The 17,836-nt window shown below is 57.6% G+C and carries 14 protein-coding genes; 3 read left to right on the forward strand and 11 right to left on the reverse strand.

What is annotated here, in order from left to right:
• Window positions 1-4 precede the first annotated feature (4 nt).
• Window positions 5-892 carry a transcriptional regulator CynR gene (gene cynR / locus BLP99_RS06375; protein WP_072458411.1) on the forward strand — a complete coding sequence of 296 codons (888 nt, stop codon included), beginning with the start codon at window positions 5-7 and terminating at the stop codon, window positions 890-892.
• 446 nt (window positions 893-1,338) lie between these two features.
• On the opposite strand, the gene BLP99_RS06380 is transcribed toward cynR, so the two are convergent.
• The 4 genes from BLP99_RS06380 to BLP99_RS06400 form a co-directional block, all read right to left on the reverse strand.
• Window positions 1,339-2,502, reverse strand: a complete 1,164-nt coding sequence (locus tag BLP99_RS06380; protein ID WP_072458372.1) for an HlyD family secretion protein — start codon at window positions 2,500-2,502, stop codon at window positions 1,339-1,341.
• The gene (locus BLP99_RS06385; RefSeq protein WP_176776495.1) at window positions 2,499-4,082 is read right to left on the reverse strand and encodes an MFS transporter; all 1,584 of its coding nucleotides are present in this window, start codon (window positions 4,080-4,082) and stop codon (window positions 2,499-2,501) included. Before BLP99_RS06385 ends, BLP99_RS06380 begins: the two co-directional genes overlap by 4 nt.
• Window positions 4,083-4,758: 676 nt before the next feature.
• Window positions 4,759-5,334 (reverse strand): isochorismatase family protein, encoded by a 576-nt coding sequence (locus BLP99_RS06395; protein WP_072458370.1) that lies wholly within the window; start codon window positions 5,332-5,334, stop codon window positions 4,759-4,761.
• Window positions 5,335-5,382: 48 nt separating this feature from the next.
• Entirely contained in the window at window positions 5,383-6,216 is an 834-nt protein-coding gene (locus tag BLP99_RS06400; RefSeq protein ID WP_092180111.1) for a pirin family protein, read from the reverse strand.
• 235 nt (window positions 6,217-6,451) lie between these two features.
• On the opposite strand from BLP99_RS06400, the gene BLP99_RS06405 reads away from it, so the two are divergent.
• A complete protein-coding gene (locus BLP99_RS06405; RefSeq protein ID WP_092179986.1) occupies window positions 6,452-7,333 on the forward strand; it encodes a LysR family transcriptional regulator in 882 nt (293 codons plus the stop codon).
• A 283-nt stretch (window positions 7,334-7,616) separates the two neighbouring features.
• On the opposite strand, the gene BLP99_RS06410 is transcribed toward BLP99_RS06405, so the two are convergent.
• From BLP99_RS06410 to BLP99_RS06435, 6 genes are all read right to left on the reverse strand, one after another.
• Window positions 7,617-10,016 carry a TonB-dependent receptor gene (locus BLP99_RS06410; protein ID WP_092180113.1) on the reverse strand — a complete coding sequence of 800 codons (2,400 nt, stop codon included), beginning with the start codon at window positions 10,014-10,016 and terminating at the stop codon, window positions 7,617-7,619.
• Between the two features lie 131 nt (window positions 10,017-10,147).
• On the reverse strand, window positions 10,148-11,074 hold the full coding sequence (locus BLP99_RS06415) for a FecR family protein (protein WP_072399130.1): 927 nt from the start codon (window positions 11,072-11,074) through the stop codon (window positions 10,148-10,150).
• The gene (locus tag BLP99_RS06420; protein ID WP_072399132.1) at window positions 11,071-11,577 is read right to left on the reverse strand and encodes an RNA polymerase sigma factor; all 507 of its coding nucleotides are present in this window, start codon (window positions 11,575-11,577) and stop codon (window positions 11,071-11,073) included. The genes BLP99_RS06415 and BLP99_RS06420 overlap by 4 nt, the downstream gene beginning before the upstream one ends.
• A 245-nt stretch (window positions 11,578-11,822) precedes the next feature.
• A complete protein-coding gene (locus tag BLP99_RS06425; protein ID WP_072458366.1) occupies window positions 11,823-13,166 on the reverse strand; it encodes an MFS transporter in 1,344 nt (447 codons plus the stop codon).
• A gap of 56 nt (window positions 13,167-13,222) precedes the next feature.
• Complete coding sequence (locus BLP99_RS06430; protein ID WP_072458365.1) at window positions 13,223-14,614, reverse strand: four-carbon acid sugar kinase family protein; 1,392 nt, start codon at window positions 14,612-14,614, stop codon at window positions 13,223-13,225.
• A gap of 3 nt (window positions 14,615-14,617) precedes the next feature.
• On the reverse strand, window positions 14,618-15,895 hold the full coding sequence (locus BLP99_RS06435) for a ribulose-bisphosphate carboxylase large subunit family protein (protein WP_072458364.1): 1,278 nt from the start codon (window positions 15,893-15,895) through the stop codon (window positions 14,618-14,620).
• 191 nt (window positions 15,896-16,086) lie between these two features.
• On the opposite strand from BLP99_RS06435, the gene BLP99_RS06440 reads away from it, so the two are divergent.
• Entirely contained in the window at window positions 16,087-16,965 is an 879-nt protein-coding gene (locus BLP99_RS06440) for a LysR substrate-binding domain-containing protein (protein ID WP_072458363.1), read from the forward strand.
• 58 nt (window positions 16,966-17,023) lie between these two features.
• Here the strand turns inward: BLP99_RS06440 and BLP99_RS06445 are convergent, their stop codons facing one another.
• Window positions 17,024-17,791 carry an SDR family NAD(P)-dependent oxidoreductase gene (locus tag BLP99_RS06445; protein ID WP_072458362.1) on the reverse strand — a complete coding sequence of 256 codons (768 nt, stop codon included), beginning with the start codon at window positions 17,789-17,791 and terminating at the stop codon, window positions 17,024-17,026.
• Between the last annotated feature and the right edge of the window lie 45 nt (window positions 17,792-17,836).

Consider the following 17,836-nt stretch of genomic DNA (forward strand, 5'->3'; position numbering starts at 1 on the left):
AACCATGCTTGCTCGACACGTCCAATATTTCCTCGCGGTGGCGGAACATCTCAGTTTTACGAAGGCCGCGGCGGCGCTGCACGTCTCTCAGCCGGCCCTTTCGCAGCAAGTGAGGCAGTTGGAAGAAAGCCTTGGAGCCCAGTTGTTCGACCGCTCAGGACGCACCACCCGTCTGACTGACGCGGGGGACGTCTATCTTCTGTATGCGCGCCGTGCTTATCAGCAACTGCGGGAGGCCAAAAGCGCCATCCATGATGTGAGCGACCTCACCCGCGGCTCATTGCGCCTGGCCGTGACGCCGACGTTCACGACCTATCTGGTAGGGCCGGTAATCGAAGCATTTCACTCCCGGTACCCTGGAATCACCCTCAATCTGAAGGAGATTTCCCAGGAGCGCATTGAGGAGCTGCTTTTGGCAGGCGAGTTGGACGCAGGAATCGCGTTCGATGAAATAAATACACCGAACATTGATGCCATCCCCTTGCTGAACGAAACCCTTGCCTTGGTGGTAAGTCGCAAACACCGCTTGGCCGAGGAGCGGTCCATTGGATTGCAGGACCTGAATGCTGAGTCCCTGATTCTGCTCAGTCCAGAGTTTGCAACCCGCGAACAAATCGACCGCTACTTCCGCACACACGCGATTCACCCTCACGTGCAGATGGAGGCCAATGCCCTCGGCGCCGTGATCGAAATTGTTCGCAGGACCAATCTATCGACTTTATTGCCTGCCAAAATCGCGTTGGCCCATGATGATCTGGTGGCTATCGCACTGGAGCCCGAGCGCTTGCAACGCACCGCCGTCCTGATGCGGCGCAAGGATGCCTTTCAGAGCGCAGCGATGCGAGTTTTCATCGAAGTGGCTAAAGAGGTAGCCGTTCAACTGAACGTGTAATACCTGTGCTCGTCGAGCTTGACGGGGCTGAGCCGAGCCTGTGGCGTGTAATAGCAGGCTTGTTGGAAAACAACAGGCTGCCCCTTTTTATAACAACAGAGATCGCAAATGCAGCCTCTCAGAGCGCCTAGCGAAACCGCCTTTAGCGTAATAACACAAACTTGCCACGGCGCTTCTTTAATCGCCAACAACCTCAGAAATCAACAGTAGCCGACACCTTCAGCATACGCGGCGCCCCTTGGGTCAAATAACCACCACTGCTTGCCTCGCGAACTGAGCTTCAAGCATAGCCTTCAGCTATGCCTTGCGTAAGTAGTACGGGGCGAAGACGCAGCGGTTCAGTGCGATCCATGATCGGCGGCATTGACCTGTCCCCACGCCAATCTGCAGAAGTTAATCGGAATACATGCACTCTCCATCCTGCCTGGATGAAGGGTGCATGTTGATCAATCAGCAGGCTTGGGCTGTTTACGATTACAAATAAAAGACCCTAGAAAGATCCGCGAGAGCAGCCCGAACCGCGCTTCTCCATCGTTGCTTGACCCCAGAGCAATGCGGGGTTCAACTGACATACCCACCCCCAACCGTTCCAAACCTGGTTGCTCTGCATCCAGCAAGATACGGATCGGGAAGCGACGCACGATCTTGGTGAAGTTTCCTGAGGCGTTGTCCGGTGGTATTACAGCGAACTCAGATCCACTCGCTCCGGAAATGCTTTCCACATATCCGCAGTACGTATGATCTGGCACGGCATCCACTTTGACTTGTACGCGATCCCCCTGGCGCATCCGCGCCAGTTGGGTTTCTCGCAGGTTAGCCTCGATCCACAAATCATTGGTCGGTGTAATCGCCATAAGTCTGGTACCCGCGGTTACATATTCGCCCAAGCGAACATTACGCGCAGCCACAAGCCCCTCACGCGGCGCTTTGATCTGTGTCCAGGACAGATCATTGTTAGCCCGTTGCAGCGTCGCTAGTGCGGAATCAAGCTGAGCGTCGATGACGGTTCGCTCAGCACGCAGTACTTCCATTTGTTGTCGGGCATAAACGACCTGAGACTGGTTTTGCGCCAAGTCCGCACGCGCACGTGTCCAGGCGGCTTTGGACTGATCGTATACCTTCCGGCTGATTGCTCCTTTATCGACCAACGCTTGTGCTCGATTAAAGTCCGCTGACGTTTCGCTTAAGGAAGCTTGAGCAGATATCACGCCGGCTTCTGAAACCTTGATCTGAGCTTGTTGCAGCCGTTGTTCTTGATCCAGTTGCATCAGAGATGCATTTTGTTGCGCAACGGAGGCCGCTGCCGTTTGGACTGCTACCTGATAGTCCGACGGATCTATACGGATCAGGACATCTCCCGGCACGACTTGGCGGTTGTTTTCCGTTTCGACGGCAGTCACGTGACCACTGACCTTAGGTGAAACGTAGGTTAGATTGCCCTTGATGTAGGCGTTATCGGTACGCTCGAAGTCAACTGCCTTGTGCCATTGCGCATACGAAAACGCCACGGTGACAAAGCACACATTAGCGACCACCCCTGCAATTAGTATTCTGCGACCACTGGCCCAACGCGTAGCAGGCTTCTGTTCATTTTCTGGAATTGCATTCATCGGGTGGTCTCGGGCTTGGCGGGTTGAATGGGGAGAGCAGCCTGGGGTGCCGCAAAAGGGAGCGTGGGCAAAGCCCATACCAGGATGGCGCCCACGAGCATCACCAGCGTGGTTACTAGAAAAGCGTCGCCATAAGCCAATGTATAAGCCTGATTCATTGCGCTGTCTGACAGCTTGCTCAAAGCGGTGCCGTGGGTAGCAGCGCCATCGGTGACAAATCGTGTATAGAGTGACTGGCTTTCGGCGATACGCTGGGTCGTCAGGGGATCGGTGCTACCCAGCGCTTCAGCTACACGCGCGTAGTGGTATTTCTCGCGTTCTGTGACCAGATGCCAAAGGCCTCCGAGTCCACCTAAAAGGGCATACATTCGGGCCAGGTTGAAGATAATGCCGCACGTCGTCCCTTCCTCCTTGCCGACTCCAAACACAGCGTATCGAAGCAAAGCCACCTGGACGAAAGCCTGGCCAAAGCCGACCAGCGCAATAGGGATGCGGAACTCATCGAGAGCCCAGTCGGGCGCCAGGTCACTGCATAGTGCAGCGGCCCAGGCAAACGTCAACAAGCCAATGCAAAGCGCTACACGGGCGTCCATGCGCCTGACGAGCCAATATGCCAGCATGAAACCCAGTACTGTACCGGGCACCATCACCAGCAACAGTTCTCCTGTCTGCTGCGCTTTGAAGCCGCGCATACGAGCCAGATATTGTGGGGCAATCCAGACTGTAAGCAGCGTGCCAAAGCGGAAGATGAACGACAGAATGATCGCCCAGGCGAAGGTCGGTTTTCTGAAGATCTTCAGGACCAGCAGCGGACGCTGTGCGATCCACAATGAGTGTGCACCGTAAGCAAGGCCAACCAGGCTGCTGAGTAATAGGGCAAGAATCCACCATGTTTCCAGCCAGAACCGACGCTCACCTTCTGCCATCACGACCATAAGGCCACTTAGTCCAGCGGCTAGAAAGGCATAGCTCGGCCAGTCCTTGCTGCTGAGGTACTCGAGATCGCCGCGCTCATCTGGCAGTACCTTGGACGCCAGCAAGGTATAGATGCCACCGACCACTGCTTGTATCCAGAACAGGCCTCGCCAGCCGGATTCGGTAAGCAGGTAGCCACCGATGAAAGCCGCTATACCCGAACCGATGGACGTGGCAAGTGCAAACAGGGTCATACCTTCGAGCTGACCGCGCCCAGGAAAAAGGCTGGTCATGACAAGCTGCATCATTAGCACAGGGAGCATTCCCCCGAAGAAGCCATGAATGAAGCGTGCGACCAAGGCCCATTCGTAGAAGGGGGAAACGGCAACGGCGATCGAACTGAGGGTGTAGAACAGCCCGGCGAGCAACATCGCTCGACCTCTGCCCAATGATTCTGCCATCGTCATAACGATGGGCAAACCGCAGATCGCGCCCACGTTGTATAGCGTGTTCAACCATGCAGCGTCATCGCTGCTCACTGACAACCCACCACCAACATCACCGATGGTGAGGATCGACATCACAGAGAAGGTAGTGCCTGCAACGGCGCCGAGGCTGGAAACAAATAGTGCGAAGCGGATCGGCAAAAGATCGGAATACGCCATGGATTCTCTCCGCCACGCCATCAATATACGGCTGGCACTTGGCAGTTAAATAAGGACGATACTCGAAGGTACTCGGCGCTAAGCTGCTTCGAATGGGTGATCAAGTCGTATGAAGGGCAATCGAGTCGTTTCATAAGCCGCGAACAAGGTGCTCATCTACTCGCCAGGCATCTTTCGGCAACTAAACTGGCCAGCAGCGCTGCATCCTCCACGGTTGTGAGGAAGCCTCGACCGGTCATTGGCGATGACAGATGGGCGTCGAACCAGGCAAATTTGATTTGTCGGCGACCAGGTTCGATTGAGCCGTCACGTCCGCGGAGCGTGACTGCAATCAGTCGATATTCATCGACGAAATCTATCCGTAGGCCACCATTCGAGGCCCAGGCAACGGGTTGCTGCAGGCGGTCCTCTCGATCAGTCCACGCCATACCAGATACCCTGGATAGTGAGCGGAGCCTCAAACCTTCGACACCGACGATTTTCATGACTCGCTTACGTTGTAAGCGAGCACGTTAAGACTCGTCCCAGCGCAGACTTCGACCAGCTCTTGAGTGAGGAAATGCGTCGCGCCCATACATTGTTTGAGCATTCCGAAGGGGGGCTCAAACAATGGCCATTTTCGGACGGTTGCGACCCTCGCAGATCAACAGCCCGACGTTGGTTAGGAGGGAAGCGCTCAACCGATGTTCAATGCCTGAACCAATTGGCCACCTTCAGGGGTGCTCCAACTGACCGCCAATTCAGCAATAAGCTGATTAGTGCTCGTCAGGACCACGCCGGCGCGCTCCATGCGGCGCAGCGCTATGTCGTCCGCGATTTTGGTGGGCGACCCGCCAGCATCTGCGACCACCTGAACCTCAAAGCCTTGCCCAACCAGACTCAGCGCCGGATACACCGTGCAGACATCGTTTGTGACCCCAGCCAGGATGAACTTCGTGCGACCTGTCGCTTTGACGGCAGCAGCGAACGCTTCGTCGTCCATGGCATTGACGATGCCTGTGCGCTGGATGCGAGCGGCGAACTCATTGGGCAAGATGTCTTCAAATTCGCTCAGTAAAGGGCCCTGGGCAGCGTCTTCCATGCTCGAAGTAAGCACCGTCGGTATTTTTAGGATTTTGGCAGCCTTGGCAAGAATGATTGCGTTCTTCTTCATTTCATCAAAGGTCGTAGACGCTACCCAGCTCATAGTCCCGACTTGGTGGTCAATTAGGAGCAAGGCCGAGCTGTCGCCGGTGAGTCGTTGGAAAGTCATGATGTACTCCTTGTGTGGCTCGATAAATTTGGGGGGAATCCGTCTAAATCAGAGGTGAGTTGTCGTCATGATGGGGGAATCCAATGTGCCGAATTCGCCGTGCTGGTAGGCGGCTATCGCGGATGCCAGAGCGGCGGTCGATGCCATTGCCATCGGCCCTTGCCAATAGACCGGTTGGCGTAATGGCGATCCACTGAAAAGCACCGCTTTTGCATTACCTTTCGGTGCCGAAAGGATGACTTCATGTACAGTCTGCTGCTCAGGGAACGCTGGCACAGCGAACTTGGCGTGCTCGAAAATTTGTCCATTTACCGCCAATGTCCCGTGGATCGGCATCACGAAAGCCGTGTTGCCGGGGATGATCGGCACGCAGAGTTCAGCTCCGTCCTCAAGAGCAATATCAAGGAGGATCAGTTCGGTCGGGGTCTCCAGGGGAGACTTAGCCCCACCGAAGGTCCCGAGCGGTACTCGCACCTTGGTGCCAGAACCATCTACCACCGGGACATCCGACGGTTCTAAGCTCAACGCAAATGGCGCATTTTGCTGCCGTTCCTCAGAGAGGTTCACAAAGATCTGCAGTGTGTGGACAGTTTTCCCTTTCTCAACAGGGAATTCTTCGTGCACTACCCCGCGGCCGGCGGCGGTCCAATGCAGACCTCCTGGCTGGATTATGTTGTGATTACCCAGTGAGTCACGGTTGTCGATGCCGGTTTCCGAATCGAGGAAGAGATAGGACACTGCGGAAAAACCTGCATGCGGATGGGCCGGAAACTGAGGCGCGCTGATCCACGCATGATCAACCCCCAGAATCGGGTCAATCGGCTCGCCACTGGGTCCATCACCGCGCAACGAATAGGCGCGAAAATGACTGCTCAAGTTCATCGGACGCAGGCGGCAAATTACCGGAGAGACAACAGGTTTTGCTTGCGCAAAGGCCAGCGTATCGAGCTCGTCGTCCAAGTCCTGCCGTCGGTGGTTGAGAAGATAGCTTGTATCGGAGGACGAATCTTGGCTCATGGCTAGTTCCTAGAAATTGCTATAACTCATGATGACCCTGCTCTCTTTTGGGATAAATAGGTGTCTACGGAATTCACTGATCCATTAATGGAGCAAAGGCATGAGCCATCTTGATGACATGGCACTATTTGTCGAAGTGGTGAAAGCTAAGGGCTTTCGGGGAGCGGCCGACGCCTTGGGCATACCCAACTCGACTTTGTCCAGGCGTATTGGTGCATTGGAGAAAGCGATAGGGTTACGGCTATTGCATCGCACCACACGCAAGGTCGAACCGACGGAGGCAGGACAACTGTATTACGAGCGCAGTAGGCGCATCGTGGAAGAGGCGCGGCTGGTGCATGAGCAGTTGGGCGATATGCTCGCTCAGCCAAGAGGCGTGTTGCGCGCGTCAGTACCGGAAGGTTTTGCGATAGTTTTTTTAGCCCCGCTGATAGCAGAGTTTTCTTTGCTTTATCCAGGAATAACTTTCGAATTCGATTTAACGTCAAGGCTAGCCGATTTGGTCAGTGAGCCCCTAGATGTTGCCATCCGAATGGGATATCCAGCGAATTCAAATCTGATCGCGAGGCGGCTTGCTTCTCTGCCGCGATACCTCTATGCGTCGCCTAAGTATCTGGAACTTGCCGGAGAGCCTAGTCATCCTGATGAGCTACAGAGACATAAGTGCCTCCGTATGCGTGCACCAAGCGAAAGTTCATGGACATTGCAACATGAGGGCGAAACGGCTCAGATTTCTGTTGATGGCAGTCTTACGGTAAACAGCGTAGCCATGACTCAGCGTTTGGCCACTTTGGACATGGGGATCGCAATGCTTGCGGAGCGCATCGTGGTAGAAGACGTTGCTAGTGGGCGACTTCGTAGAATTTTGCCAGACTGGAAAGCAACGCCGATACCTGTTTATGCAGTCACCGAAACTCGATTACTTCCAGCCAAGACACAGCGATTTATAGACTTCTTGCATCAGCGTCTATCTGATCTGTAAATGCGAGTCTTGGTGCCATTGATGCAGGCTTTGATTATTTCCGTTTTCAGCCTCACGCCTTCCAAACCAACTCAAGATGCGGGCGAAACTGTGATGAAAAAGTGTTCATTTTCTTTTGTAGACGTTTGATGACCGCTATTGACCGATTCCTGTCTAGCGCGCAAGACTCCAATCAAATCAATAACAACAGAGGCCGCAAATGCAGCCTCTCGGAGCGTCTGGCAAAACCGCCTTTCGCATAATCACACAACTTGCGACGGCGCCTCGTTAATCGCCGGCAACCTCAGAAATCAACAGTAGCCGACACCTTCAGCATACGCGGCGCCCCTTGGGTCAGATAACCACCATTGGCCGAGGCCCAATAGTTCTCGTCGGCGACGTTCTCCAGCATCGCGTTGAAGGTCAGCGCGCGGCCATCCATCTTTGTTCGATAGCGTGCGCCCAGGTCGACGCGGGTCCAGGCGGGGATGCTGTATTCGTTGGCGCTGTCTACGAACTGGCCGCCGGTGCGCAGTAGCAGGCCGTTCAGGCTCACCCCGGGCAAGCCGGGCACATCCCAGTCGGCGCCCAGATTGAACTGGAATTTGGGCACCCCCACCGCCTGGTTGCCATCGTCGCGCCCGCCAGCGGTGCCGCGCAGTTCGGCTTTGGTCCAGGTGGCGCCGCTCAGCAGGCGCAGGCCGTCCAGCGGTTCGCCGAACAGGCTCAATTCCACGCCGCGATTGCGCTGCTCGGCATCCACCCGGTAGTAGCCGTCGCCGCCGAGCACGCCTTGCGGCTGCTCGATGCGGAACAGGCTGAGGCTGCCGCCGAAGGTGCCCCAGTCGAGCTTGGCGCCCACCTCGGTCTGCTTGGAGCGATAAGGCGCGAACATCTCACCGTTGTTGAGTGCGGCGGCAGGCGCAGTCGGGCCCTGTTGCAGAGACTCGACGCGGTTGGCATAGAGCGACAGGTACTCGGTGGGTTTGATCACCAGGCCATAGGCCGGCGTGGTGATACTTTCCTGATAGTTCGAAGTGCGAGCACCGCTGGCCGCGTTCCAGGCATCGGCGCCGATGGACTGGCGGCGTACGCCCAGGGTCAGCAGCACGCGGTCGTCGAGCAAGCCCAGGGTGTCGGACACCGCCAGGCTACGGTTCTGCACCTTGGCGGTGGTGTCCGGGTCGTGGATATCGCCGGAGACGCTGGTGGCCGGCGGCTCGGCCACGGGCTGGCCCTCATACAGGTTGCCGAAGCCACGACTGCCTGCCGCGGTGGACTCGAACGCGTTGCGTTTCTCTTGCCAGATGCCATTGGCGGCCAGGTTGATGCGGTGGCTGACCGGCCCGGTGGCGAGTTCGCCGCGCAGCCCGGTGACAGCGCTGAGGGTTTCCTGGTCCAGCGGCGAATAGAGGCGGCCGATACGGGCGTCGCCATTCGCGCCATAGACGTAGTTGGAGGCGTAGACACCGTTCTCCCGCGTGTATTTGCCGCCAGCGCTCAGGTAGGCCGTCCAACTGGGCGAGAGGTCATACTCGGCGCTGAACATGCCATAGGTGTCTTCGAGCTGCGACCAGCTCCAGGGTTGCGCGTAGTTGTGGTCGGAGTCCGGTGCCGACGGCGTCTTGCCATTGAGCCGGCTGGTCGGCCCCGTCGTGGTCAGGTAGACCACCGAGCGCCCTTCGTTGACCCGCTGCTTCTGGTAACCGAAGTCCGCAGACAGGCGCAGACGGTCACCGCGGTAGTCCAGACCGAGGGTGGCCAGGCTGAAGCGCGAGTGTTCATCGTCCACCGCGGTCTCGCCCTCGCGCTGGGCCAGGTTCACCCGCACGCCGAAGCGGTTGTCCTCGCCGAAGCGCTGGCCCAGGTCGAGGTGGCCGCCTACCCGGCTGTTGCTGGCATAGTCCAGGGTGGCGCTGCGCGTGGGGGTGTCCTGGGCACGCTTGGAGACCACGTTGATCGCCCCGCCGACACCGCTGCCCGACGGCGATACGCCATTGACGAAGGCGTTGGCCCCCTTGAATACCTCGACCCGCTCGACCGACTCGGTGGAGATGATCTGGCGCGGCAGAATGCCGTACAGGCCGTTGAAGGCAATGTCGTCGCTGAACAGCTGGAACCCGCGCACGACGAACACCTGGGAGAAGTTGCCGAAACCGAACGACTGACGCACGCCCGGATCGCTGGCCAGCACATCGGCCAGGGTCTGCGCCTGGCGCTTCTCGATCAACTCGGAGGTGTAGCTGGAGAAAGCGAAGGGCACATCTTGCATGTCCTGGTTGCCCAGCACACCGATGCGCGCACCCCGCGCCGCCTCCCCGCCGGCGTACTCGGCCGGCAGGTCGACACGGCCTTCGGTGATTCCATTGATGGTGGTCGAACCCAGCTCCAACACGCCCTGCTCGGGCAGCGGCACCAGCGTGATGGTGCCGTCGCCGCCGGCCTGGAAGGTCAGGCCGCTGCCCTCCAGCAACCGCTGCAGACCGTCGACCACCGAATAATCGCCCTTGAGTGCCGGCACCATGCCGCTGCCACGGGTCAGGCCGGCGTCATAGAGCAGCCGTACATTGGCCTGCTCGGCGAAGTCGGTGAGCGCCGAGTCGAGGCGCTGGGCCGGCACGTCGAGCTCGACGGCCTGCGCCTGTGCGGCAGTAATGGCCAGGGGGAGAACGGCTAGCGCCGCGAGGAAGGAAGTCGACCGCATGCTGATGTCCTTGGCTATCAATACGAAGAAGTCGCATTTGCAGGAACGGAAGACGAAGGCGGCGATGATTTCTGAACCATCGCCGCCCAAATATTTTCTTTTTTCTTGAAGGTACAGGCGCGGCGCGGGTCTCAGCGACGTGACGCGACCAGGATCAACCCCGGCAGGCGCACCAGGCGCACAGGCAAGGTGGTTTCCACAGCGCTCAACACCGCCTGCGGATCGTCAAGGGCGAACACGCCGGTCACCTGTAGGCGGCGAGCGGCGTCATCGACAAACAGCACCCGCGCAGACTGGCTGCGCTCGAGTTCGGCGAACACTTGCTCCAGGGGCCGGTCGCGGAACACCAGTTTGCCGCGCTGCCAGCCCAGGCGCTGGCGCGCATCCAGTGCTTGCGGCGCCTGCAGCGCCCCGCCGCGCCATTGCACCTGCTGCCCGCCGACCACGGGCCGCGGCTCGCCGCCCGCGCTGGAGGCCAGCACTCGGCCCTCGCTGACTGCGAGGTCGACACCGCCCTCCTCCAGACGCACATCGAAGCGCGTGCCGGTGACGCGGATGCGCGCCTCGCCGGCACTGACCATGAACGGCCGGGCCGGGTCATGGGCGACCTGGAAATCCGCCTCGCCACGGTACAGCCTGACCTCGCGACGACCGTCGACAAACTGCCAGTCCAGCGCCGAATCGCCGTTGAGGGTCAACAGCGAACCATCGGCCAGACGCACCTCGCGCACCTCGCCCGGCTGGGTGCTGATGTCGGCATACAGGCCAATCCAGGTGCCGCGCGGCAGCCACAGGGCGAGCAACAGCATCGCGGCGCAGGCCAGCGGAGCCGCCCACAGTCGACGACGACGCAGCACGCGCACCTGAGGCTGCTCGGCCGGACGTTCTATCTGGCCGAGCAACGACCACAGCCCTTCCACCTCCCGCAATGCCTGCTCGTGCTCGGGCGCCGCCTGGCGCCAGGCCTGCGCGGCAGCGCGATCGGCAGCGGTGGCGCGGCCGGAGTGCAGCAGCACCTGCCACTGTCGGGCCTGGTCGAGAAGCGAAGGATGATTCACGGCTGCGGGTCCATCTGCTGCTGGCAGTGTTCGAGGGCCTTCAGGATATAGCGTCCGGCCATACTTTCCGAGACACCCAGGCGCTCGCCGATCTCACGCTGGGTCAGCCCGTCCAGGCGATTCCACAACAACGCCTGGCGCAGGTGCGGGGGCAAACCCTCGACCACGCGCTGCAGTCGCTCCAGGCGCTGGGCGTCGCTTGCCGCTCGCTCCGGACCCGGCTGGGCACTGACCAATTCGATGGATATCTGCTCCTCGACCGGGCGGGATTTTTGCTGGCGGCGGTAGTCGATGATCAGGTTGCGCGCGATGCGGTAGAGAAACGCGCGAAGATTGCCGATTTCCGTCCCGGACTCGCGCCGACGAAAGCGCAACCAGGTTTCCTGGCGCAGGTCGGCCGCCAGCTCTTCACACTTCACCTGACGTGTGAGAAAGCGCAGCAGTTCGTTCGAATGGCTCTCGAACTGGCCGTCGGCGGAATGAGGATCGGATGGCCAGGACACGCATGCGACTCTAGCAAGGAAGAATCGCGAGAGTATATCAAATGATAATGACTTTCAATTAGTCAGAACTTGCGGCATCCGTCCCCTTGATGGGTGTAAAAACCCAAACTTGGTCATTGCGCTCTAAAACAGCTCTACGACGGTGATGAAGGCAGGCTCACCGAAGAAGCATTTCTTCCGGCATTGTCGGCGCGTGCTGAGTCGAGCAAGCGTGCGGCATGTGGGCAAGCCGCACGCGATGGGCATTACTCGTCAGCAATATTGATCGTTCTGGTTTCGGCTGACAGGTAGACGCACAAGGCAGAGATTACTGCGAGCGCTACCGTGTACACCGAAATGGCATAGGGCGAGCCGTAATGGCTGAGCAGATAGGCGCCGACGATGGGGGCCGTGCCGCCGCCGATGATGCCACCGACGTTGGTGGCCATGGCGAACCCGGTGAATCGTGCGCTGGGTCCGAATGCCTCGCCGGTGAAGGAAGGCACGGCACCGTATACCAGGCCGTAGCCGGCCATGAACAGGCATGAGCCCAAGACCATGGGTAGGAACTGGCCTGTAGAAAAGAGGTGCCAAAAGGGAAACGCGGCCAGTGCAGTCACCGCGAAGCCGATCAACATCATGGTGCGTCGACCCAGTCGATCGGCCATTGCGCCAGCGAAAGGAACGATTACCAAGTGCGTGCAGATAGCGACCATCGCTACCGAGAGCACAAAGGCATTGGAAAGGCCCAGTTCCTTCTGGCCGTAACTCAATGCGAACACGGTAAAAAGATAAAATGTCGAAAAATGACAAATGTTGGCACCCGCGACCAAAAGTAACTGTTTAGGGTACTTGGTGAACAGGCGCATGGCAGGTGACAGGTTCGGCCCCTTGGCTGCCGCGCGTTTTTCGGCGGTCTTTTCGAACACCGGAGATTCGGCAACTTTAGACCGTACGAAGACGCCAACGACCAACAGGGCGAGACTGGCAATGAATGGAATGCGCCATCCCCATTTATAGAAATCCTCCACCGACAATAAACTGCTGACGATCAGCAGCAACCCCGCCGAGGCGATGAATCCGAACACCGGACCAATATTGTTGATGGCTGCATAAAAACCACGTTTTCGCCGGGGCGCATGCTCAAGCAGCATGAGCACTGCACCGCTGTATTCTCCGGCAAAAGCGAAGCCCTGAATGAAGCGCAGCACACACAGCATGATGGGTGCCCAGATTCCTACGCTCGCGTAGGTAGGCAGCAAGCCAATGCCGACGGTGCTCAAGCCCATGATGATCAGCGTGAGGTAGAGCAATTTCTTGCGGCCTATCCGGTCGCCGAAATGTCCAAGCACCAGCGAACCCAGTGGCCGTGCGACAAATGATATGGCGAAGGACGCTAGCGAGGCGAGTCTTGAGACAGCTTCATCGGTGCCAGGAAAGAACAGAGGAGCGAAGATCAGCGCCGCCGCGGTACCGTACAAATAGAGGTCATAGGTTTCTAACGCTGTGCCGAAGAGACTTCCGGCAACAACATTTTTCATGGTTTTTTTCTTCTCATCATCAACATGTTCATGATGAGTCTCGCTGTTACTTAAGAGTGAGGTTTGCATAGTTTCACCTGTTGTTATTGTAAATATGCAAGCGTGTTCCTGTCCTTGAACGGACCTTAGCTCCTACCTGTGAGCGCTTTTACGAAGTAGTCCTGGTCACCCATCTGCCCGCCTTTCAAGGCGATTTCCAGGTTGTCCAAGTACGGTTTGTTTGAGCGCACCTGGCAGAGGGGCGCACCGGGAGAGAGATCGGATTTGATGACCAATGCATCAGGGGCGAGAATCTTGGTGATCTGACTTGACGTATCACCGCCGGAAATAACCAGTCTTTCGAGCGGATACGCCTTAAGAATGTCCAGAACGATGTAGCCCATTTCGACAGCCAATTGCTTACCGCCGCGGATTTTTGCCTCGTCACGAAGCAGTCCTTCGGCGATCATCGCTTCGATCATCTGTTCGATTCTCGGGTCATCCGGACCTTTTGCCGTGTGGATCAGCACGGAGCGTCCGCTTTTGAGGTGCGCGACTGCCGTCGCCACTACATCTTGAACCCGCCCTCCTTTATGTGATTCTGTGAGGATCGCTGCCGCATCCACCGCCAGTTCGACAAATCCACTCGCGATAGCGGTATCGATTTGAGCGCGACTTGACGGGGATGCACTTCCAGAAATGACCAACACTTGTCTGGCGGGCTGCAGCGCAATGACCTGAGTTTGGTAAGCATCTATCAGCCCCACCGAATGCCAGTGCTGCGTTAATCCATACTCGACACCTGAAGAGCCAACTACGAACAACGGCGCCGAGCGGCCAGAGATCTCCGTGAGTGCTTTTCCTGCAAGGGTCATATGTGCAGTGGTAGTGCCGTCGATCAGAACCGAGTCATGGCTCAGAGAAGCTTGGCTGACCAAGAAAGTCAGGTCGGCAGTTTGATCAAGCTGAAGGATGTCGATTTTGGCAATCGATAAATTCTTTTGCTGGCCGATATGGACACTCAGATCGGCTTCTCCCATAGGCGTGATGGGGTGCGCCCGCATGACGGGATGGCGGTCGATCCGGTGTACACAGTGGTCGGTCTTGGACAGCGCAAACAAATTGCCAAACACGCAGTAACGACCCAGGGCCGGGTTACCCGCGATGATCGGCACCCCCTTGACCCCAAAGGCGCGTGATGCGAGCTCGATGACATGGCCAATGTTGCCCACGTCGGGAGCGCTGTCGAACGTGGAGCAAACTTTGTAATGCACAAGGTCGGGGGACAGGCGCTTGATTGCTTCGAATAGGTCTGGAAGCACCTCATCCATTTCAGCATTGGACAACGCGCGGCTATCGCCAGCGATGCCAATAGCGTCGAAACCACCCAGCTCTTCTAACAACTCGGGCGACGGTGGCGCCAAAAACAGTGCGCATCTCAGGCCGGCTGCGGTAAGGACTTCCAGAGCATCGGTCGAGCCGGTGAAATCATCACCGTAAAACACCAGACGAAGCCTGGGCGTATTGGCTGACTGCATGATTTATACGCCTCCAAACTTTGCCAAGGCGGCGGTTAGTGCTGGCCGACCCTCTGCATACTGTTGCAAGGGGATGCCTTGAGTCGCCGCTTCCCATCCTTCGCGCATACTCTGAATGCCGGCACCGATACCTAGGGGATGGCCGATAATTCCACCACCTGCCAGATGCATGAGGTCCACCGACTGCAGCTTTTCGAACAGCGTTGGCGCTTGCGCAGCCCATTGGCCGGAAGAGAAAACCGGCAGGATCGGTTGGACGCCCGAAAACGGGGCCAGGCAGCTCAGTGCCGAGGCAATGACTGAGTCATCCGGTTCCCAGAATTTGCTCTGAATGCCATTGACGTGCAGATGATCGATGCCAGCCAGGCGCCAGATTTTCTGGTAGACCTCAAACGAAAAGCCCAGCTGTGGATTGCGGGTGAAGGCACCCCAGCCGTTGCGATGGCCGTGAATAGGTAGTTGGGAATGCTTGCGGATGTGCTCGACCGCCGAATGCCCAACCCAGTTCAGGCAGAGCATGACGCAGCTCCCCCCCGACTCCAGCACGGCGTCGTGGCGGCGAAGCATTTCATCAATGCTCCCAGAAATATTGATCGCGTACATTGGCATCCTGCCGAGGCGATCTGCATGCTTGTGAAGTACAGGCATGACAGCATTTAGCCTCGCATCGAAGGATGCATAGGTCGGGTCGATCAAGAGTTCATCATCCTTGAGGAACTCAATACCACCCGCACACAGCTCATCGGCCACGGTCGCGGTCTGCTCAGGTGTCAGGCCGATGCTGGGTTTAATGATGGTGCCAATGATTGGACGGTCATGAACGCCGCACAGTTTACGAGTCCCTTCAATACCGAACTGTGGGCCCAAGAAGCCAGTGGCAAATGTTGCCGGAAGATCGACATCGAGCACTCTTAAACCGCTGACTTCACCTATCTCGAATAGATTGCCGGCAATGGTGGTCAGCAGTGCAGGAAGATTCGGACCAATATTGGCCGTTGGAAAAGCGATTTCAACTTCGCCGCGATAGTACGTCGCCGAAGGATTGTGCCTAGCCAGGTATTCGCTATGTAACGAAGCGCTGGTGACCGCTGGAAGAGACTTGACCGACACCACACGGGCCCGTGAACGCTCTTTCAACTCAGCTGATTCGCCGGGCAAGGCAATGAATGTACCGCTGGATTGCTCACCAGCGATGACCTCGCCGACCCGCTCAATCGGGTAACTGCTCTCTACGAAGAAACGGGCCGTAAACTCTTCGCGCCCGGCTGTTTGATCGACCATCGATAATCACCTTGGCTCTACTTTTTTTATATTCATTGGCCGCTTTTGCAGGGGCGGCCTTCACTTCGAATATACATTGACCCTGCTGACGGGCTAACGATATGATTTCCCGCCAAGTTGAGAAAAACTCACATTAGGCTTCTGGTTCGACCGGCGCTCTGGTCGCCATGGCCTGCTCACGAGGTGCGCACATGTCATCCCCTCCGCGACCGTCTCTCAATGCACTCAGAGCTTTCGAAATGGTTGCGAGGAAAGGCACCTTCGGCGAAGCCGCTGATGCCCTTTCCGTGACTCACGGCGCTATCAGCCGACACATTCGGACGCTTGAGGATGTGCTGGGGGTCGTCTTGCTCACGCGCAATGCCCATGGCACTAAACTGACTCCAGAAGGCGCGCGCCTTGCCGCTGGCTTGAGCCGCGCATTCAACTTGATCCAGCAAAGTATCGACGAAGTGCGCCCTCAACCGCTGGAGCTGTCATGTTCGGCGTCGATCATGATGCATTGGTTGCTACCCAGGCTTGCCGGGTTGCACAGCAACTTTCCGACGATGGAGCTGGGCTTGAGAACCGGACACGGTCCAATCGACTTTGTCCAAGATGGCGTCAGTGTGGCAATACGCTTGGAAAGCATTGCCCCACCTCCCGGCATCGCGCCGATCCCGTTGGCCAATGAATGGATTGGGGCTATATGCTCGCCTGATTACCTTAAGGCTTCAGGTGTGCAGCAAGTGAGCGACCTGAGCGGCAAAAAGCTGCTGGCTACCAAGACTCGCCCGCATGCTTGGAAAGAATGGTATTCAGCGTTGCAGATGACCATGCCCGCCCCCCCTGAATTGGAATACTTCGAGCATTTCTATCTGCTGATTCAAGCGGCTAAGGTCGGCTTGGGATTTGCCTGTGTGCCGCGGATGCTGGTGCAAGCGGAACTGGAGAGCGGCGCGCTGGTAGCCCCGTTTGGCTGTGTTGAAGGCCCGGAAAAATTGGTGCTGTGGATCTCGCCCAACGCCAGAGCGCGGGCCGACACAGCAGACCTGGTGAAGTGGATCGTAGAAGAAATGGCGGCCGAATGATCAGCCGCACAGGGAGTGCCTAGTCATTACGCACCCCGTTTATTCGTATCAGCGCAACTCAGATATCGCCAGCGCCCCACGCAAGGAAACCACCATCCACGGGTAGGACAATTCCGTTGACGTAAGCTGAGACGTCAGACGCCAGATAGCTGACTGCTCCGGCGATTTCACGCGTGGTGCCATAACGTTTCGCTGGGATGGCGTTGCTGTAAGCCTTACGGAACTCATCGCTGTGCAGTTCTTTGGTCATCGGCGTATCGACCGGTCCAGGGGCGATGGCATTGGCGGTGATTCCGTATTCGCTCAGCTCGACGGCCATCTGCCTTGTCAGCGCGATCACAGCACCTTTCGATGTGCCGTAGGCCGTCCGGCCTTTGCCCACTGCGCGCATTCCGGCAACGGAGGCAATGTTGATGATCCGGCCGAATTCGTGCTTACGCATGATGCGTGCCGCCAGCTGGCAGCACAAGAACGTGCCAGTGACATTGATCAGCATTGTCCGGTTGAAGACCTCGGCATCAAATTCCAGGAAAGGCATGGTCTTGGCGATACCAGCGGAATTGACCAGCACATCGCAGCGTCCAAACTTACCTTCAACCCACTCGAACGCAGCAGACACTGAGGCAGGTGTGCCAACATCGATCTGGAAGGCATCGGCGCAGAAACCTTGGTCTCGCAGGTGTTGCGCGTAACGTTCGGCCTCGTTGGTATTGATGTCGCAAATGATTACATGATGACCATCACTCGCCAGCGCATTCGCAGCTTCCGCACCGATGCCCATAGCGCCGCCGGTAATTACGGCGACTTTCTTGTTTGCAAGCGTCATCGAGAATTCCTCTTTTATTATCGTTGCCAAGCCCAGTCGGTCAGT

Source organism: Pseudomonas sp. NFACC32-1 (genome assembly GCF_900101215.1).
Taxonomy (GTDB): domain Bacteria; phylum Pseudomonadota; class Gammaproteobacteria; order Pseudomonadales; family Pseudomonadaceae; genus Aquipseudomonas.

What these genes read in the sequence shown, in the direction of transcription:
- cynR (WP_072458411.1), top strand. Translation starts at nt 5, where the DNA reads ATGCTTGCTCGACACGTCCAATATTTCCTCGCGGTGGCGGAACATCTC.
- BLP99_RS06380 (WP_072458372.1), bottom strand. Translation starts at nt 2,502, where the DNA reads ATGAATGCAATTCCAGAAAATGAACAGAAGCCTGCTACGCGTTGGGCC.
- BLP99_RS06385 (WP_176776495.1), bottom strand. Translation starts at nt 4,082, where the DNA reads ATGGCGTATTCCGATCTTTTGCCGATCCGCTTCGCACTATTTGTTTCC.
- BLP99_RS06395 (WP_072458370.1), bottom strand. Translation starts at nt 5,334, where the DNA reads ATGACTTTCCAACGACTCACCGGCGACAGCTCGGCCTTGCTCCTAATT.
- BLP99_RS06400 (WP_092180111.1), bottom strand. Translation starts at nt 6,216, where the DNA reads ATGAACTTGAGCAGTCATTTTCGCGCCTATTCGTTGCGCGGTGATGGA.
- BLP99_RS06405 (WP_092179986.1), top strand. Translation starts at nt 6,452, where the DNA reads ATGAGCCATCTTGATGACATGGCACTATTTGTCGAAGTGGTGAAAGCT.
- BLP99_RS06410 (WP_092180113.1), bottom strand. Translation starts at nt 10,016, where the DNA reads ATGCGGTCGACTTCCTTCCTCGCGGCGCTAGCCGTTCTCCCCCTGGCC.
- BLP99_RS06425 (WP_072458366.1), bottom strand. Translation starts at nt 13,166, where the DNA reads ATGCAAACCTCACTCTTAAGTAACAGCGAGACTCATCATGAACATGTT.
- BLP99_RS06430 (WP_072458365.1), bottom strand. Translation starts at nt 14,614, where the DNA reads ATGCAGTCAGCCAATACGCCCAGGCTTCGTCTGGTGTTTTACGGTGAT.
- BLP99_RS06435 (WP_072458364.1), bottom strand. Translation starts at nt 15,895, where the DNA reads ATGGTCGATCAAACAGCCGGGCGCGAAGAGTTTACGGCCCGTTTCTTC.
- BLP99_RS06440 (WP_072458363.1), top strand. Translation starts at nt 16,087, where the DNA reads ATGTCATCCCCTCCGCGACCGTCTCTCAATGCACTCAGAGCTTTCGAA.
- BLP99_RS06445 (WP_072458362.1), bottom strand. Translation starts at nt 17,791, where the DNA reads ATGACGCTTGCAAACAAGAAAGTCGCCGTAATTACCGGCGGCGCTATG.